The sequence below is a fragment of the Desulfobacterales bacterium genome (assembly GCA_030066985.1).
Taxonomy (GTDB): domain Bacteria; phylum Desulfobacterota; class Desulfobacteria; order Desulfobacterales; family JAHEIW01; genus JAHEIW01.
The window spans coordinates 1-18,643 of sequence record JASJAN010000055.1 but is presented as its reverse complement, the minus strand read 5'-3'; the positions used below and the strand labels follow the sequence as shown (position 1 = coordinate 18,643).

Annotated in this window: 13 protein-coding genes; 10 read left to right on the top strand and 3 right to left on the bottom strand. The window is 47.7% G+C overall.

What is annotated here, in order from left to right:
- On the bottom strand, positions 1–243 hold a 243-nt coding region (locus QNJ26_20315), incomplete at its 3' end, for a hypothetical protein (protein MDJ0987899.1).
- A gap of 1,431 nt (positions 244–1,674) precedes the next feature.
- Here QNJ26_20315 and QNJ26_20310 point away from each other — a divergent pair.
- From QNJ26_20310 to QNJ26_20265, 10 genes are all read left to right on the top strand, one after another.
- On the top strand, positions 1,675–2,244 hold the full coding sequence (locus QNJ26_20310; GenBank protein ID MDJ0987898.1) for a flavin reductase family protein: 570 nt from the start codon (positions 1,675–1,677) through the stop codon (positions 2,242–2,244).
- A 239-nt stretch (positions 2,245–2,483) separates the two neighbouring features.
- Positions 2,484–2,930 carry a hypothetical protein gene (locus tag QNJ26_20305; GenBank protein MDJ0987897.1) on the top strand — a complete coding sequence of 149 codons (447 nt, stop codon included), beginning with the start codon at positions 2,484–2,486 and terminating at the stop codon, positions 2,928–2,930.
- Positions 2,931–3,386: 456 nt separating this feature from the next.
- A complete protein-coding gene (locus tag QNJ26_20300; GenBank protein ID MDJ0987896.1) occupies positions 3,387–4,007 on the top strand; it encodes a TetR/AcrR family transcriptional regulator in 621 nt (206 codons plus the stop codon).
- Positions 4,008–4,028: 21 nt separating this feature from the next.
- Positions 4,029–5,849 carry an acyl-CoA dehydrogenase gene (locus tag QNJ26_20295; GenBank protein MDJ0987895.1) on the top strand — a complete coding sequence of 607 codons (1,821 nt, stop codon included), beginning with the start codon at positions 4,029–4,031 and terminating at the stop codon, positions 5,847–5,849.
- Between the two features lie 241 nt (positions 5,850–6,090).
- Positions 6,091–8,208: a (Fe-S)-binding protein gene (locus tag QNJ26_20290; protein ID MDJ0987894.1), complete on the top strand. Its 2,118-nt coding sequence runs from the start codon at positions 6,091–6,093 to the stop codon at positions 8,206–8,208.
- A gap of 315 nt (positions 8,209–8,523) precedes the next feature.
- A complete protein-coding gene (locus QNJ26_20285; protein MDJ0987893.1) occupies positions 8,524–9,315 on the top strand; it encodes an electron transfer flavoprotein subunit beta/FixA family protein in 792 nt (263 codons plus the stop codon).
- Positions 9,315–10,289, top strand: coding sequence for an electron transfer flavoprotein subunit alpha/FixB family protein (locus QNJ26_20280; GenBank protein ID MDJ0987892.1), 975 nt, complete (start codon positions 9,315–9,317; stop codon positions 10,287–10,289). Before QNJ26_20285 ends, QNJ26_20280 begins: the two co-directional genes overlap by 1 nt.
- 248 nt (positions 10,290–10,537) lie before the next feature.
- Positions 10,538–11,839 (top strand): efflux RND transporter periplasmic adaptor subunit, encoded by a 1,302-nt coding sequence (locus QNJ26_20275; GenBank protein MDJ0987891.1) that lies wholly within the window; start codon positions 10,538–10,540, stop codon positions 11,837–11,839.
- A gap of 468 nt (positions 11,840–12,307) precedes the next feature.
- A complete protein-coding gene (locus QNJ26_20270) occupies positions 12,308–15,571 on the top strand; it encodes an efflux RND transporter permease subunit (GenBank protein ID MDJ0987890.1) in 3,264 nt (1,087 codons plus the stop codon).
- 245 nt (positions 15,572–15,816) lie between these two features.
- Entirely contained in the window at positions 15,817–16,908 is a 1,092-nt protein-coding gene (locus QNJ26_20265; protein ID MDJ0987889.1) for an AI-2E family transporter, read from the top strand.
- A 96-nt stretch (positions 16,909–17,004) separates the two neighbouring features.
- On the opposite strand, the gene QNJ26_20260 is transcribed toward QNJ26_20265, so the two are convergent.
- Both QNJ26_20260 and QNJ26_20255 read right to left on the bottom strand, forming a co-directional pair.
- Positions 17,005–17,988: an NAD-dependent epimerase/dehydratase family protein gene (locus tag QNJ26_20260; protein MDJ0987888.1), complete on the bottom strand. Its 984-nt coding sequence runs from the start codon at positions 17,986–17,988 to the stop codon at positions 17,005–17,007.
- A 116-nt stretch (positions 17,989–18,104) separates the two neighbouring features.
- Complete coding sequence (locus tag QNJ26_20255; GenBank protein MDJ0987887.1) at positions 18,105–18,482, bottom strand: RidA family protein; 378 nt, start codon at positions 18,480–18,482, stop codon at positions 18,105–18,107.
- Positions 18,483–18,643: the final 161 nt, after the last annotated feature.

Sequence of the window (18,643 nt, the reverse complement as noted above, 5' to 3'; positions counted from 1 at the left end):
CGCCTTTACTTCCAAAGAAAAACTTGAATCGGCTGTAGTGCCGGTTGATAGTCTATAAAAAATATTGGAGTACTCCAACAACTCTGTAAATATTAGCCCACTAAAAGCCTTGCGGTATTCGTTTGGTATCCGTAAAATTGCGATATTTGGGTTTATCTTAATATATCCACACTTTCCTCCAATAAACGCCAAGATGATAGTGTGATAGACGGAGCATTTCAAAACAGCTAAAAGGGCACTCATATTTTCAATTCCATTTTATTCTAATAACTTATAAATTCCTTTATCTGTAGAAATATACAAACCTTTATAACTTTACAACTATTTGTAATTATTTATTATTTTAAACATTTCTATTGACATTTAACATATCTTCTCTTATTGAACTTTTATCGTCAGGGCGGGTTTTTTTTTCAAATATTTAACGATTATTGAGTAAGCTGCACCCATTTTTCCAGAAGAGCCTTCCACAATTCAATTTGAAACCCACATACATTTGATATCAAGCTAAATTTATGCTTTCGAAGAAGGAGAAGTATCAAATGGTATCAAACATTAAACATCGTAGAAGCATACGCTTTGAGCATAAATTTGCTATTATGTTAAAGATGAGCATTCCAAGTATTCTTTATTTACCCTAATGATTAACTTTTGTGTCGATGGTTTGTATTTAGAGTCAAATGCTGCCCTAAAACAGGATACGAAAATTCAGATTCTTTCGACAATCCTCCTTTTCGTACAGGTTCAAAAATCTTAAGTTCAGACGTCAGATGATGTCAGAAATTAGCTAACTCTAATTCTGATTATACTTATGGGATAGGCGTAAGGTTCTGTTAGTAGCAAATACAGCATTCTTATCAATAACCACCAAATGTAGGAGCAATCATGGATGCAATAGCGATGACTGTAATAACTCCTTACTTGGTTATTAGCGGTCTAGTCGCGATTGCCTTAGCCTTAGTATTTTTATTGAAATGGTTGGGGAAAATCCTTGATTAATAAAAAGCCCGTAAAATGAATAAATTAGCCTTCGGCCCGAAGTGTCCATATTGTAAGGATATTAAAAAGATAAGAATCAAACGTAGATCTTGGATGAGGTTAATACCCTGGACAAGATATTATCATTGTGGTTGGTGCGGCTGCAGCTTTTTTACATTCTTAAATGGAATTGCGGTCAGATTACTATGAACAACTAACCAAAATTACGTAAGATCCAATCTTATTATGCTTTTATAAACCCCTAATCCAGATAGCTTTATCAATTCGCGACAAGCATAAACTTCTTTTTATAAAAACACCTATTTCAATGCTTGAAACTATCTCAATGATATTGATTGGATTCGCCTTAATCACAATCGCAGTAATTGTTCGAAAATTTTTCAAATGATTCAGAGTCGAATTGTCAATTCTTATAAGATTAAAAACCTTTGATACCTACAACAACACACAACTTTTGAAAGACCAAAATTCTTGTGATATTCGTATTATATTCAAAAGTTCTATAGTTGGATTTCCCTCAATAAATCAAAGGTTCACGATATTTGGCTTTTAGGCATATTTTTCACCACTTTTTCTTACCATTTGCAATTTTTCCATATTTTTGCTGCATAGCTCAGTTATTAACAAGAATCGGTTTAATACATATGTGAGGCTAAAATAAATAAGGATATAATTATGAAAAAATCAATCGGATCCAAAGCATTAATTTACCCATCTCCTGTTTGGTGTATAGGTTCCTATGATAAAGATGGAAATCCTAACGTTATGACCGCATCTTGGGGAGGCATTTGCTGTAGTAAACCGCCAGCAGTTACAATTTCGCTTCGGAAAGCTACTTATACGTACAGTAACATCATGGAAACAAAAGCGTATACTGTCAGTGTGCCATCTAAGAACTTTGCTCGGGAGGCAGACTTTTTCGGCCTAATCTCAGGAAAGAAAACCAATAAATTCAAAAAAACCGGCCTCACTCCGGCTATAGCTGATACAGTAAATGCTCCTTATGTAGACGAATTTCCGATGGTGATAGAATGTAAAGTAATTCATACTCTTGAGATTGGATTACACACCCAGTTTATTGGGGAAATATTGGATGTTAAGGTTAATGAGGCGATCCTGGGAGAAGGAGGGCTACCTGAAATGCTTAAGCTTAGCCCGATTCTTTATGCTGCTGAAAGCAGAACCTATTATGGTGTTGATGGCTCTATAGGAAAAGCCTATAGTCTGGGCAAGGCAATTAAATGATAGCTCAAATAATGGCCTAACCAGTTGCTGCTCCTAACCGGGATTCCGCTGGGCTCCATCCCGGCAGGAGAGCATTTCGCTCGATTTCAAATATCCAACGAATCAAAGGTTGCTAAGGCAAAATATTGTTGTGATATTTTAGCATATCTGTAGAATGACGATAGTTGTGTTTCTCTCAATTATCACCAACCGACTGATCATGACCATTGTCGCCAAATTTAATGGCCTTGGGGAAAAACATGACTGATGGTTTTAGTGAATTTGAATTGACTGTTTTTGAATGGATAGAAGGTGCCTATGCCAATCAGCAGTTGACAGCACAAATTGATTCAGCGAAATTTCTGAAACGGGACTGGACGAAAGTAGGCTTCCACGTTTATTTTGAAGTATCTAGAGAATTAGAGCCAATCAACCTTGACGATCTTGATAATACCTGGCCTGGCAAATGGCCTATAGATGGCCCCTTCCTTGTTTCTGAAGACATTCATGGTGGTGGCGGCACACTTCTTTGGGGTAAAGATGGTTATATAAGCTCCATTGAGATGTATGCCCATGGTGACTTTTTTAACGAAAAAGTGGAAAAGTTTGAGCTACATGATTTCGCAAGTTACCCCCATAATGAGCTCGTTAAATCTTTAAATCATAGCGGGAACAGTAAATCAGGCAAGCTTAGAGGTAAGAAATAAGAGGGATGGTCTTTTTGCGGACTTTCTTACAGTTCTAAGACCAGCAATATTTCCAACATATCAAATTTTTTGAATCTCAGAAGAACCTGCGATATTCATTTTATATTACAAGCCTAATTCAATCTACTAATTCTGTTTCTTTCCAAAATTTTATACTGGTGGGTGCAACCGCATCTCTGGCTGAATTTTAGCTAGGGCTATGAATCTCAACTCCTCATTTCTTGTGGATTTTTAATGATAACATGCAATATTCCATATGTGCTGAATGTATGCTCATTTTTATTGAACTCTCCTATCTAGCCTTATGCACTCCGATTATGTATCCTTTTATTAGTGTAAAACTTTGTAATTAAATAATAATTATATCATAAAATTTTGCGACTTTGTGCTTGACAGGGGGAAATAATCTCTGATAAAATGAATGAGTATTCATTCATTTTTTGAAAGGATTGTAAGGTGAAGGCAGCTAACGATCGGACCGAAAAAAATCATAAATATTTTCAGATTCTTGAAGCGGCTATCAGGGTATTTGCGCGTCAGGGATTTCATCAATCGACCGTTGCTCAGATTGCCAAAGAAGCCGGTGTGGCCGACGGCACCATCTACCTGTATTTTAAAAATAAAGACGATATTCTGGTCCAGTTTTTCAACTATAAAACCAAACAGGTGTTTGACTCGTTCCGCAGTGAAGTCGACCGTGCGGATTCCAGTCTGGACAAGCTGCGGTATCTGATCCGCAGACATCTGAAAGAATTTCAAAACAACCGAGACATGGCCATTGTGTATCAGGTTGAAACCCATCAAAGCAGCCGATTGGCGGAAGCCCAAATCAGAGAAATGTCGCAGATGTATCGGGACTTGATCTCGGAGATCATCGAACAGGGGCAGCAGGAGGGTGCCATTCGCAAGGATCTTTACCTCGGATTGGTCAAACGCTTTATCATCGGCGCGGTGGATGAAGTGATCAACACCTGGCTGCATGCCGAAGGGGAATATGATCTGGTGTCGATGGCCGATCCGCTGGTTGAGCTGTTTATAAGGGGGATCGAACAAGGACCCCCGGCAAGCGATAAATGAATTAAATCAAGGAGATCATATATGCCACAAACGATTGCCGATCGAAGGGACATTGATTTTGTTCTGCATGAACTGCTTGAGGTGGACGCCCTGAGCGCGCACGCGCGCTATGCAGAATTCAATAAAAAAACCATTGACTTGATCATATCTGAAGCCCGCAACCTGGCGGTCAAAGAGCTTTTGCCCATCCGGGTTGATGGTGACCGTGAGGGCGCTCGCTTTGACAATGGCCGCGTCACCGTTCCGGAGTCCTTTCACAAGGCCTGGGCGCTGTTTAAAGAAGGGGAGTGGGTGGCCCTTTCCGATGATCCCAAGTGGGGCGGTCAGGGTATGCCGGTCACCCTGTCTCTGGCGGCCAATGACCTGTTTATCGGCGCCAATTTTGCCTTTATGATGTACCCCGGTCTGACCCATGGGGCCGGCAGGCTGATACAAACATTCGGTACGGCCAAGCAAAAAAAGCTGTATTTAAAAAAGATGTTCACCGGTGAGTGGACCGGCACGATGCTGTTGACCGAACCTGAAGCCGGTACTGATGTGGGGGCGCTGACGACCACCGCAGTTAAAAACGACGATGGCACCTATTCAATTAGCGGCAATAAAATCTTTATATCCTCCGGCGAACACGATATGGCCGAAAACATCATTCATCCAGTGCTGGCCCGTATCGAAGGTGCGCCGGAGGGTACCAAAGGGATCTCCTTGTTTTTGGTCCCCAAGATCCGGGTTAACGATGACGGCAGCCTGGGCGAGCCCAATGATGTGATCTGCACCGGTATCGAGGAAAAAATGGGCATTCACGGTAATGCCACCGCTTCGCTGTCACTGGGCAGCAAGGGCAATTGTGTCGGCACGCTGCTGGGAGAGGAAAACAAAGGCATGCGGGCCATGTTTCAAATGATGAACGAGGCGCGACTGCTGGTCGGTCTGCAGGGCCTGGCCTGCGCCAGCACCGCCTACATCTATGCCGTCAACTATGCGCGCGAGCGGGTGCAGGGCCGCCATCTTTTAAATGCGCAAAACAATGGCGCTGCCCCCGTTTCCATTATCGAGCATCCGGATATTCGGAGAATGCTGCTGACCATGAAAGCCTATGTCGAAGGCATGCGCAGCCTGCTTTATTTTATTGGGCATTGTGAGGACAAATATAACATCAGTGATGATGAGACCGAAAAGGCCAAATTGCAGGGATTGATCGACCTGTTAATCCCCATTGCCAAGGGGTATGTGACCGACAAGGCTTTTGAGGTATGCAGTCTGGGGGTGCAGGTTTACGGTGGCTATGGCTATATCAAAGAGTACCCCATGGAGCAACTGATGCGCGACTGCCGCATTACGCAGATTTATGAAGGCACCAACGGCATTCAGGCCATGGATTTGCTGGCCCGCAAGATTGGCATGCATAAAGGCAAGCCGGTGATGGATCTGTTGGGTGAGATCCAGCAGGCACTGGCGGCTGCCAAAGCGCTTCCACGTCTGGAAGGTATGGCCGCTAAAGTGGAAGGTGCGGTCAATAAGCTGGGAGAGGTGATGTTGCATATCGGCCAGGCAGCCATGTCCGTTGATACCCGCATGGGCGCCTTTGCCCACGCCTATTCGTTTATGGAAGTCTGCGGCGATGTGGTTTTTGCCTGGCAGTTGCTGCGGCGTGCGACCCTGGCGGCCCAAAGGCTGGAAAACGGCGCCCGCAAAAAGGATGTTGCTTTTTACGAAGGTCAGATTAAAAGCGCTGAATTTTTTACACATTCCGTTTTACCGATCAGTACCGGCAAAATGAATGTGATTCTGACAGCCAACACCGCCACCATCGATATTTCGGAAGATGCTTTTGGGGGTAAGTAATCACGGGTTCAAGGTTCAACGTTCAAGGGTTCAGAGGTTGAATAACCAAAGACAGATGGTCGAGGCCGAAAAACAGAAACCCTGAACCTCTGAACCCAGAACCCAGAACCTGCGGAGGGCTATTGCCCGAAGCTGAAAATTTTGATATGCATGCTCCCTTGGTTTAGCTGCTGTTACTTGCCAAGAAAAACGTTGCCAAAAAAGCGATCAAGTTAAAACCGAAAAAGGAATACGCCTTATAATGGAATCCGCATTGATGTCACCGGCCGCTGCTTCGATTGCCGGTATTCCGACCATCGTTTTTTCGATCCTCATACCGCTGATCGGTGTTGCCATTTTTGCTTACATGATGGTCCGCCGGATCTCACCTCTGCTCAAGGCAGCGCCTGATGAGCGCTTTTGCTGTATCGGGCAGCGACTCGCTCAGACGCTCAAAATCTGGTTGGCCCAGTGGCGCCAGCCCCGTTATATGCAGGCCGGAATCATTCATATTTTTATTTTTGCAGGCTTCATTATCCTGGGGGCCCGGTCAATCCAACTGGTCATACTGGGTTTTTCCGAAAATTTTGTCTTGCCCGGATTCAGCGGGTTTTTCGGGCAAATCTACCATGTGCTCAAAGATTACGCCGCCACCTGGGTTTTAATTGCCTGCGTAATTGCCGCTGTTCGCCGGGGGATTATTAAACCGGCGCGCTATGCGGTGCCGTCGCGCTACGGAAAAGACCACACCGGCGAGGCGATTTTTGTCCTGGGTTTGATTTCCACCCTGATGATTACCGAAAGCTTATTTGAGGCCAGTCTGGTGGCCGCAAACAGCCAAAAAGGCCTGCATGCTGAATTTCCAGCCCCCCTGAGCCTGGCCTGGTTATACAGCTATATGCTGGGCGGCACGTCCCAGGCGGCCTTGCAGAATACGCATCTGACGGCTTATTTTATTCATGATCTGACTTTTTTCTTTTTTCTGTGCTTTTTACCACTGGGCAAGCATTTCCATGTGGTCACATCGCTTTTCAACGTATTTTTCATGCGGGTTGAAAAGGGAAATGTCAAACCGGTGCGTTATGGTGTTAGCGACGAGCAGCTCGATGATCTGGATTCTTTTGGCGTCAAGGTCTTTGAGGATTTCACCTGGAAACACATGCTTGATTTTTATTCCTGTGCAGATTGCGGCCGTTGCTCCGACCACTGCCCGGCCAATGCCGTTGGTCGCCCTCTTTCGCCGCGTTTTATCTCCATCAAGGGGCGCGATTATGCCTTTAAACAGTATCCCCTGATCGGCGGCAACGGCGCCGAAACCAAACCGCTGATCGGTGATATTTATGATGAGGATGAAATCTGGTCCTGCACCACCTGCGGGGCCTGCGAACAGGAATGCCCAATCGGAATAGAATACATCGATAAAATGGTGGATCTGCGTCGCGGAATGGTCGATGACGGCCTGGTGCCCCAATCGCTGCAAAAGCCGCTGGGCTCACTTGAAAAACGCGGCAATCCCTGGGGAAAGATGGAAAGAAAGCGGGCCGATTGGACCAAACCGCTTGGGGAAGACAATGGTGTAAAGATTCTTGAAAAAGGCGCTGAGGCCGAAACCCTTTATTTTGTGGACAGCATTTCATCGTTTGACGATCGCATGCAGGAAATTGCGCGCTGCACAGCGCAGATTCTGACTGCGGCTGAAATTGATTTTGGCATCCTGGGCAAAGCTGAAAAGGACAGCGGCCATGAAGCCAGACGTTTCGGTGAAGAGATGCTGTATCAGGATTTGCGGGATCAGAATACGGAAGCCATTCTACATTCGGGTGTGCAGCGCATTGTGACTGCTGATCCCCATGCCTACAATGCCTTGAAAAAGGACTATACCGAGCTGCCGCCGGCGGAACACATCAGCCAAACAGTGGCGCGCCAGGTTCAATCCGGTAAAATTCAACTCAAAGCGGTCGAAGATCCCGCTAATATTTACGTCTATCACGATGCCTGCTATCTGGGCCGGCACAACAATATCTACGATGATCCCCGGGTCGCCATTGATGCAATACCGGGCATCAAACGAGTTGAAATGACCGGCAACTGCAGGGATCGATCCTTTTGCTGCGGCGGCGGTGGATTGATGCTTTTTTATGAGCCTGAAGAAGAACAGCGCATGGGCGTGCTGCGGGTGGAAATGGCCCAAAAATCTGGCGCCAATGTGATCGTGACCGCCTGCCCGTTTTGCCTGGTGAATATCGAAGACGCCATTAAAGTCAGCGGTCTGGAAGGGCAAATGGAAGCGCTGGACCTGACCGAGCTCATTGCGCAGCACCTTTCTACAGAGGACAGAGGACAGAGGTCAGATGACAGAGATCAGATATCAGATGACTGAAGACAGAGGTCAGAAGTCAGAGGACAGATTTCGGAAAACACTAATATTTAAACAATTCTACGTGTATTTGATCCTAAATAAAGAATTAAATATACAAAAGCTGGCTCAAAAATAGCAGATCATGTTCAAGGGCAAGGCGCAAACCGGTTCAAAAGTGGAGTCCGCCTCCGGCGGATTATTATTCGAGCATTTTGAATCGGTTTGTAATCCGCCACGAATATTGGCGGACCATTGGGCGCCTGTCCGCCTCTGGCGGGTTAGATGCATTTCTGAGATAGCTTTTAATAACGAATAACGATACTTCGGAGGAAAAATATGGAAATTTTGGTTTGTGTCAAAAGGGTTCCGGACACTGCGGAAAACGAGATCGAAGTCAATCGGGATGGCTCGGACATCGAACGCGATGATCTGGTTTATTCGGTAAACGAGTGGGACAATTATGCGGTCGAAGAGGCCATCCAGATTGTTGACAAGATCGGGGGCGCGGTGACGGTCGTTTCCTTGGGAGACGAGGAATCCGAAGAAGTCGTCCGCAGGGAGATGGCCATGGGTGCCAACAACGGCATTCTGGTTTCCGATGATGTCTTCGAAGGATCAGATGGCAAAGGGGTAGCCTCTATTTTGAAAGCGGTGGTCGAAAAGGGCAATTATGACCTTATCCTGACCGGCGCTCAGGCGGACGATGGCGCTGGCCAGATTGGCGGTATGCTGGCTGCCATGCTGGATTTGCCCTATGCCTCCGTTGTCAACCTGATCGAAGTTGTCAACGACAGCCAGCTCAAAGTCGGTCGTGAAATCGAAGGCGGCAACCAGGAATTGAATGAAATCGCGCTGCCATGCGTGTTATCCATTCAAACCGGCATCAACGAACCCCGCTATGTCGGTATTCGCGGTATCCGCAAAGTGGCTTCGGTGGACATCCCGGTCTGGGGTGCCTCGGATCTGGGTCTTGACGCCGCCAGCGTGGGTGATTCCGGCGCTGGGGTTAAACGCGTTGATTACTACGTGCCGGAGCTGGGCGAAGGCGCTGAAATACTTGAGGGCAGCAATGAAGAGATTGCCGAAAAGTTGATTGACCTATTAAAAGCCAAAGGAGGAATAAAATAATGGCCGCACAGGTTTTCGCATATATCGTTCATAAAAATGGTGTTGTCGATGATACGGCTCTAGAACTCATTTCTGCAGCCCGCGCGATTTACCCGGATGCGTCACCTACCGCGTTAGTCACCGGGTCGGGAGCCGATCTGGATACACTGTGCAATGAATTGACGGCCTCTTTTGCGGAGGTATGGAAATTTGACGACCAAGCCCTGGCCTATCCAAATGCTGAAGCGATTCGAAAACTGCTGGTGGCTGTTTTGCCGGCGGATGCAGTTGTGCTCGTCCCGCACGATACCTTCGGCATGGACCTTGCGCCGGGCCTTGCAGTTAAAATGGATTCGGTGTTTGTGTCCGATGCGGCCGGATTCGAGGGTTTGGACGGAAACAACCTTAAAGTGATTCGGCAGGAGTATAGCGGGCAGGTGAGCACCCATTTGTTGGCAGATATCGCCACCGGTGCTGTTATTAACGTTCGACCTGGCACCTTCCAGCCGGATGAAAGCAAAGCGGCCGCCGGGCAGGTCACTGATAAATCATCTGAAGTTGGCGATTTGACTGTTGGCCGCCGTTTTTTGGAAGTTGTCGAAGCTGAGGCTGGTGATGTGGACATTACCAAAGAAGATATCCTGGTATCTGTGGGTCGCGGTATCGAAGATCAGGATAACATTGAGATTGCTGATGAACTGGCCGAGGCCGTGGGCGGTGTGGTGTCCTGCTCCCGACCGATCGTGGATGCCAAATGGCTTGAAAAGCCGCGTCAGGTCGGCACCTCTGGGCAGACGGTCAAACCCAAAGTTTATATGGCACTTGGCATCAGCGGCTCTTTTCAACACATGGGCGGTATCAAAGGCAATCCCTTTATCGTCGCAGTAAACAAGAATCCTAAAGCCCCCATTTTTCAGATCGCAGATGTCGGGATCGTCGAAGACCTTCTTGATTTCGTACCGGTGCTGACTGAAAAAATCCAAGAAGGAAAATGATTAATTCTAAAATTGAAGGAGTCTTTATGTAGCCGTCTGTGTGATGAATGCTCACAGACGGCTATTTTGTTATATGCATGGTCAATGTCATTTAATTGTTTCAACAGCGACGAAAACAAGTTAGTCTCGGATAGCCAATCAATAGGGTGCATTTAAAAACGCAAAGGTTGCGGAATTACTGCCGACTCGCTATTTTATAGTTGACGTCGTTGTCAATATGTTAACGGTTTAAGTGGAAGGGTGTGGCTATGAAAAAAGGGGCCACCTTTAAAACAATCCGGGTGTTTGGTGTTATTCTGGCCGCAATTATCATTGCTGCCGCTCTGGTTATTCTGCGGCCCAAAGCCGAACGCCGTGTCGTTGAAGACAAGGGGCGCTTGGTTGAAGTATTTCCAGCCCGAGCCGAAAAAGTACAGATGGTGATTGAGGCTTACGGGACCGTTAAACCGCGCGAAGAACTGCTGCTGGTGGCTGAGGTGCGCGGCCAGATTGTGGCGACGGATCCGAACTTTGAAGAAGGCAGCTTTGTCGCCCGAGGAACCCGTCTCATACAGATTGACCCACGGAATTACGATCTGGAAGTGCAACGGACGAATGTTCAGATCAAGCAGGCCCAGGCTGAAATCAAGCGTCTTGAACAGGAGATATTGAACTTACAGGCGCGTATCAAAATTGCCAAATCCGATGTTGCACTCGCCAAAAACGAATACTTCAGGCTGAAAAAACTGATCGACAGAAAAGTCATCGCCCAGTCCACCCTGGATAAAAGCGAGCAGCAATATCTGGCCAGCCTTGAGCGCTTGCAGGCCCTTGAGAATCAGCTGGCCCTGACCGGACCCCAGAAAGAACAATTGCTGGCCCAGCGAGACATGGCCAGAGTTATGTTTGAAACCGCCAAACTGGATCTGGAAAGATCTGGGATTAGTGCGCCATTTGACGGCTGGGTGCTGGATAAAACCATCGAGGTCGGACAGCATGTGACGATTGGCCAGAGTATGGGCAAAATATACAGTAGCGGTGAGCTGGAAATCGAGGTGCGCATACCCGTCAAGGATTTTAAATGGTTGCCATCAAAGTTAAATGGCGATGGTCGCATCGAGGCGGATGTTGTTTTTGAAAATCAAGGCACCCAGATGATGTGGACGGGGCAAGTGTCCCGGGTTAAAGCGGAAATGGATGACAAAACCCGCACATTGCCGGTGATCATCGAAGTCGATGAAACGGCACCATCCGGAGAAAACAGGAGTGCGCTGCGGCTGCGGCCGGGCATGTTTGTGACCGCCAGGATTAAAGGCAAAGAGGTCAGCCAGGCCTTTGTGCTCCCGCGCTACGTCGTTTACCCGGGAGACAGGATCTATACGGTTGACGGCGATCACCTGAAAATAAAAACCGTTGATATCCTAAGAGCGCATAAAGATACTGTCATTGTCAGTCAGGGACTCTCAGACGGCGAGCGCATCATCAAAACGCCACTTTCAGATGTTACAGACGGAATGCTTATCAGGTTACAAACAGAAGACAGAGGACAGAGGACAGAAGGCAGAAAATAGAGGATAGATGAGCATTAAAAGCGTAAGGGATCTTGAAGTATACCGGCTCGCGTTTGACCTGGCAATGGAAGTATTTGAACTTACGAAGAAGTTTCCTAAAGAGGAAAAATATTCGCTAACGGATCAAATTCGAAGATCATCTCGATCTGTTCCGATTAACATTCGCGAAGGATTCGCGAAAAGAAGATATGAAAATTTATTTATCAGACACCTCAATGATGCAATGAGTTCATCTGAAGAGACCCGGGGCTGGTTAGATTTTCGCTTGGTTGTGGCTATATCAAACAAGACGAATTTGACAGCCTAAATGGAAAATATGATGAAGTAAATGCAATGTTATACATTTTAATGAATCGTTGGGAGTCACTGTAATCTCAAGAGATAACAGAAGACAGATGACAGATTGCACCATGCTGAACACGTTCTTCTTATCTGTCCTCTGACTTCTGACCTCTGACATCTGAAAAAATGAAGAAACTAGGCGAGTGGTCGATAAAAAATCACGTTACCGTTAACCTGGTCATGGTCTTTATCATCGTGGCCGGGCTGGTAACGGTGTTGAAGATGCGCCGGGAGATGTTTCCGCAGTTTTCGCTGGATATGATTGTGGTCAGCGTCGACTATCCGGGATCCAGCCCGGAGGAGGTGGAAGAGGGAATCTGTATTAAAATCGAAGAGCAGATTGAAGGCGTCGAGGGCATTGACCGCATTCGATCCGCCGCGCGTGAAGGTAACGGTGAAGTGGTGGTGGAGCTTGAATCCGGCACTGATGTTCAGAAAGTGCTGGATGAGATTAAAGCGGAAGTGGATCGGATCGATACCTTTCCAGTAGAAGCCGAAGAGCCCCTTGTGCTTGAGATCATCGAACGGGATCCGACCATTTACATTGCCGCCTTTGGCGATGTCTCTGAGAGACGCCTGCGGCAGGCGGCTGAAAAAATTCGTGATGATCTGCTGGATGCACGCATTGTTTCGCGGCTGGAATCCGAGACCGAACGGAGTTTTTTATCTGCTTTTAAATTCAAGCAGCCTGAGGTGATCACCCAGATCGAACTGGTGGGTGTGCGGGATTATGAAATCGCGATTGAAGTTTCCGAAGACAACTTGCGCCGTTACGGGCTTCGCTTTGATCAGGTGGTCAGCGCGGTTCGGGCCGGCAGTATAGATTTGCCGGGCGGAAAGATCAAAACCGCCCAGGGGGAAATTCTGGTTAGAACCAAGGGCCAGCTATATGTCGGCAAAGAATTTGAATCCATACCATTGATTACCCGGGCGGACGGAACGGTGGTGCGGCTGGGACAGGTGGCTACGGTGATTGATGGATTTGCCGATGTCGACATCAAAGCCCGTTTCAACGGTAAGCCAGCTGCTTTGGTGCAGGTTAGCCGCACCAGCGAGCAGGATAGCATCGAAATTGCCGACATCGCGCGAAATTACGCCGCAGCTCATAATTACCGGATCAACTCAGATATCGATCTGGCCATCTGGGGCGACTTGTCCGTTTTGGTGCGCGATCGCATCGATTTAATGCTGCGCAATGGTGCTCAGGGGATTCTGCTGGTGTTTATCGCATTGGCGCTGTTTCTTAACTTTCGACTGGCTTTCTGGGTGGCTATCGGCATCCCCATTTCATTTATGGCCGCCTTTCTGGTGCTTAACGCCTTTGACCAGACCATTAACATGATTTCGCTGTTTGCCTTCATTATGACCCTGGGTATTCTGGTGGACGATGCCATTATTGTGGGCGAGAATATCTATACCCATTATCATCGGGGGAAATCACCAGCTGCGGCTGTGGTCGACGGTCTTAAGGAGGTCGGCGGGCCGGTGGTTATGGCGGTTTCAACAACTGTGGTGGCGTTTTTGCCATTGATGTTTATTTCCGGTATCATGGGTAAATTCATCGCCGTTATGCCCATGGCCGTCATTATCATTTTGATCGTATCTTTGGGCGAAGCCTTAATTATACTGCCTGCGCACCTGCATCATGCCTTAGAAAGATCAGAGAAAAAAAAGCCAAAAGTAAATTCGTGGTTTGAGCGTTTGCGAAAGCGCGTCGAGGGGCTTCTGCAACACACCATACAGAACATATATACCCCGGCCATAAAATATGTCGTCAAGAATCGTTATTTTACGTTCTCCATCGGAGTTGGTGTGCTCATTATTAGTCTGGGTATCGTGGCCGGCGGTTATGTGCCCTTTGTATTTTTCCCCAAAGGCGAAAGTGATTGGCTTCTTGCTGAAATCAACTATCCGCTGGGCACACCAATCAGCATAACCGAAACAACGGTTCAGCATCTTGAAACCAACGCCTTTAAATTGAATAGTGCCTTTGCTGAGTTTACAGAAGAAAACGGTAACCTTGTTAAGAATACCTTTGCGCTGGTGGGGCTGATCCCGCGGCGGGATTGGAAACCGCCGCAAATCGGCAGCCACGTCGGTGAGGTCTGGGTGGAATTGGTATCCTCCGGGCAGCGCCCTGATGTGTCGACCAATGAAATTTTGAATCGCTGGCGTAGCCAGGTCGGTGAATTGCCCGGTGTCGATCGTTTGGCGTTTCTGACGCTGGAAGGGGGGCCGGCCGGTAATGCCATCGAAATTCAACTGAGCGGAGACGATTTTGATCAACTGAGCCTGGCTGCGGATGAGCTTAAAAGAGAGATTGAAACGTACCCCGGCACCTATGATATTTCCGATGATTTTAGACCCGGCAAGCAGGAGAAAAAGCTGCGGGTTAAGCCGGGTGCCCGTTCAATTGGGGTAACCATGCGCGGGCTTGCCCAACAGGTCCGCCAGGCCTTTTACGGGGAAGAGGCCCTGCGCATTCAGCGGGGACGGGATGATGTCAAAGTCATGGTGCGATATGCGGATCAGCAGCGCAGCAGCCTTTCCGGGTTTGACGAAATGCGGATCCGGACCGATGACGGCCGGGAAATTCCCATCGAAGAGGTGGCCGATGTTGTGAATGGAAGGGCTTATTCGATTGTTAACCGGGTGGATCGCAAAAGAACCGTAACGGTCATATCTGACATTGATGAAACCACCGCCAATGCCAGGCAGATTGTGACTGACCTGAAAAATAATTTTTTACCCGGTCTGTTAGAGCGTTATCCGGGTGTAAATTATGATCTGGGAGGGCAGGCCAAACGTACCGGTGAGTCAATTGACAGCATGAAGTCCGGGTATTTGCTGGCCATGATGGGCATTTTTCTGTTGCTGGCCAGCCAGTTTCGATCATACATCCAGCCGGTGATCATCATGATGGCCATTCCCTTCGGCCTCATCGGGGCCATCTTTGGTCATTTGATTATGGGCAAGGAGTTTACCATTATCAGTCTTTTTGGCATAGTGGCGCTTTCCGGCATTGTGGTCAACGACTCATTGATTTTAATCGATTTTATCAACCGATCAGTACGCTGGGGTCTGGATGTTGAAACCGCAGTGGTGGAATCCGGTAAGGCCAGGTTCAGACCGGTGCTGCTGACATCCATCACTACTATTGCCGGGCTGTTACCCATATTGCTGGAACGCAGTTTTCAGGCCCAGTTTTTAATCCCCATGGCCATCAGCATCTGTTTTGGACTGCTGGCTGCCACTGTGTTGACTCTGTTGTATGTGCCCGCGCTCTATCTGATCATTAGGGATGTGAGAAATGTTGTAATGGCGAGGTTCCAGCTCCCTGAAGAGAAACCTCGATTTTCCAAACCCACGCAACAAATAGACGTTGACTGAGATCCACTCCAAACTATTAAAAAATATGTTTTGCCCTGCATCGTCTGAACGCATTTGTCTTCTCATATGATTTTTACTCCTAACAGCATGCTTACATAGGAACATTGACACCTAACTATAGGCTCGTTATATTCGTCAGCTATATAATAACAAGCGCTTATTCCCTGTAGAAGCGCATCAGATCCAACGGGCTTTGCATTGTTGATACAATCCATACCACGGCATGCAAGAACGGAGATTAAACAATGAGCGCGCCCTCCAGTTTTTCACCCCTATCACGAGCATTGATTGTGATGGCAGCCATTGCCATTGCGGTGATGTTTATGCAGTCAGCCGCGTCTGTTATTGCGCCCGTCCTGCTGGCGGCATTTATTGCAACGATCACCACACCGTTATTGCGTTGGTTGCAACGCAAACGGGTGCCCAAATGGCTTTCACTGGCAATTGTCGTGTTCTTGTTGCTTGAGTTTATAAGTGTTCTGGCATTATTATTTGCCGGACAATTGGAAGGTTTCAGAGATGGTTTGCCCGGTTATCAGGAGCGATTGCTGCTGCTCAGTGATCAGATCGGGTCCTGGCTGGAGGAAATCGGTGTGGCCAGAGCCCGCGAAGCGGTCAAAGACATTTTAGACCCGGCCGCAGCCTTCGGCCTGGTGCGTATCGCTTTAACCAGCATAAGCGGCACCTTTGGGACTGGTTTGCTGGTTCTGTTGGTCGTTGTTTTTATGCTGCTGGAGGCGCCCAGACTTTTGAACAGGCTCAGGATAGCATTCCATCTAACGGAGACCGCAGAGGAACGACTGCGGGGAGTTTTGAGCGCCATCAGTCGATACATGATCATCAAAAGTCTTGCCAGCATGGCGACCGCATTGTGTATCTGGCTCTGGCTGTGGATTTTGGGTATCGACTTTGCCATTCTGTGGGCCATCTTGGCATTTTTATTAAATTATATCCCTTTCTTAGGCGCCTTTCTGATGACGATTCCAGCTGTCCTGTTTGCGCTCATACAGACGGATGTGCAGACATCGCTGCTGGTTGCGCTGGGCTATTTTGCCGTCAATACGCTTATTGGCAGCATTCTGGAGCCTAGGGTCTTGGGTCGCGGGCTTGGCATGTCGACTTTGGTAGTTTTTTTATCACTGCTATTCTGGGGGTGGGTATTGGGGACGGTGGGATTTTTTTTGGCGGTGCCGCTGACCAAGGCCCTTATCAATATCCTGGATATCAGCCCTCAAACCCGGTCTATTGCCATTTTGCTCGGTTCAGAAGGGGCGCTAACCCCCGAGCCCGCTGAAGATACACGCCCGGATCATAAGGTGGTGGATGAAAACAACTAAGATCTTATATTAATGCCTGATGAATTGCCCGGCATTTTGGGTGCCCGCAAGATTGGGTCGTTTGATTGAGTTCCATTTGAACGCCGTTCCCCAGTCCTATCGAACGATGATCTTTTGCAGATTTTTGTTCTCCTTGACGACCGCCGGGATCCCCTCGTAAATTGTAGGGTAAGCGGGCTCCAATCCTAAATCCTTCCATAAAAGTTGCGGGTCGACAGCTATACTGAAATTATATGTGCGAACAGCCCCCGGTGTCTCCAATCCAGGGTAGGGACGCAGATGCCGAAATGGGGTCAGCAATGCGGTCGCCAGCAATGCCAGCGACTGGGGAATCAAGAAAATGCGGGCTTTGGTGTAATACTCTTTGGCCACTTTAAGAAAATCCGTCCAGGTCGCCGGCAGGCGGTCACCAAAGGGTAGAATGCCTGAATATGCCTGTTCGGCACAGGCGATAATGGCTGCAGCCGCATCGGCCACATGCAAATGGGTGTAAGTGTTTTTCCCAAGGCCCGGTAATATCAGGCGTCCGTCCCGCAGCTGGCGAAACATTAGATCTTTGGCACCATATACATGCGGTAAACGCAAAGCAGCAAAAGACATACCGGCAGTAGCGGCCATTTCTGAAAGTTTTCTTTCGGTGTCTATTTTAATACGGCCGTAATCAAGAACTGGATTTGCCGGTGTATCGGCATTCACACTGAGAGAATTTCCATCGTAGACGAGCAGGCTCGAACTATAGACAAACCGGCTCACACCGGCGCTAATGGCGGCTTCCATCAAGGCTACCGAACCATCGAAAATAGAGGGTTTTAAGGTATCATAGGATTCAAAGGTGGCTCGGGCCGCGAGATGAATGACCGCGTCAACGCCTTTGACCGCCAGTTTCAGACTTTCGCGGTTTCGCAGGTCAGCCATTACGAAGTCCGCGGGCAGATGGCAAATCTCGCAGTCATCACCGGCCTTGCGAATCATCAGCTTGGGATTGTACCCACCAAACGCCAACTGGTTGGCCACCTCCTGGCCGATAAATCCACTGGCGCCGGTGACCAGCAGTTTTAACTTTTTACCGCTTGTGTTCATTGGTTACCATTCACTGATATCTACCCCATGTTTGGTAGCAAACAGCACTTTCTGTGTCCGTATAACATAAATGGTAATACCGTTCCTGGTTTGTGCAACCTTTCCTGGGAAATGTGCTATTGGCAGCAAATCGCAGACACTTCCACGAGCACATCTTTCGGGAGTCTTGCAACCTCAACGGTTTCGCGGGCCGGCAATATCTGGCCAAAGGTGTTCTCATAAACAGCATTAAAAGCTGCAAAATCGTTCATGTCTTTTAAAAAGCAGGAGCACTTGACCACATCCTGCAAAGACATACCGGCCGCTTCGATAATGGCCGTAACATTCTTTAGCACGCGGTCAGTCTGGGCCTCAATGCCGCCGGCAACAATATCTCCGGTTGCCGGATCAATGGCGACCTGACCGGAGACAAATAAAAAATTGCCGGCTTGAATGGCCTGGGAATAGGGACCGATGGCCTGCGGGGCATTTGGGGTCTCAATTTTTTTATTCATCGCATTGTTCTCCTATGCTTTGGGTTGGAGTGCTGAAGTACTGGAGTATTGGTAATTGCGGATTTCAGATTGCGGATTATTCGGATATCAATAACCAACAACGTCTAGTATATCTTCATTCTTCTATCCTCTTTTTCTGACTTCTGTTTTCTGACCTCTGA

Coding starts and splice junctions, on each gene's coding strand:
- QNJ26_20310 (MDJ0987898.1), top strand. CDS start 1,675: ATGAAAAAATCAATCGGATCCAAAGCATTAATTTACCCATCTCCTGTT.
- QNJ26_20305 (MDJ0987897.1), top strand. CDS start 2,484: ATGACTGATGGTTTTAGTGAATTTGAATTGACTGTTTTTGAATGGATA.
- QNJ26_20295 (MDJ0987895.1), top strand. CDS start 4,029: ATGCCACAAACGATTGCCGATCGAAGGGACATTGATTTTGTTCTGCAT.
- QNJ26_20290 (MDJ0987894.1), top strand. CDS start 6,091: ATGGAATCCGCATTGATGTCACCGGCCGCTGCTTCGATTGCCGGTATT.
- QNJ26_20285 (MDJ0987893.1), top strand. CDS start 8,524: ATGGAAATTTTGGTTTGTGTCAAAAGGGTTCCGGACACTGCGGAAAAC.
- QNJ26_20280 (MDJ0987892.1), top strand. CDS start 9,315: ATGGCCGCACAGGTTTTCGCATATATCGTTCATAAAAATGGTGTTGTC.
- QNJ26_20275 (MDJ0987891.1), top strand. CDS start 10,538: ATGAAAAAAGGGGCCACCTTTAAAACAATCCGGGTGTTTGGTGTTATT.
- QNJ26_20270 (MDJ0987890.1), top strand. CDS start 12,308: ATGAAGAAACTAGGCGAGTGGTCGATAAAAAATCACGTTACCGTTAAC.
- QNJ26_20265 (MDJ0987889.1), top strand. CDS start 15,817: ATGAGCGCGCCCTCCAGTTTTTCACCCCTATCACGAGCATTGATTGTG.
- QNJ26_20260 (MDJ0987888.1), bottom strand. CDS start 17,988: ATGAACACAAGCGGTAAAAAGTTAAAACTGCTGGTCACCGGCGCCAGT.
- QNJ26_20255 (MDJ0987887.1), bottom strand. CDS start 18,482: ATGAATAAAAAAATTGAGACCCCAAATGCCCCGCAGGCCATCGGTCCC.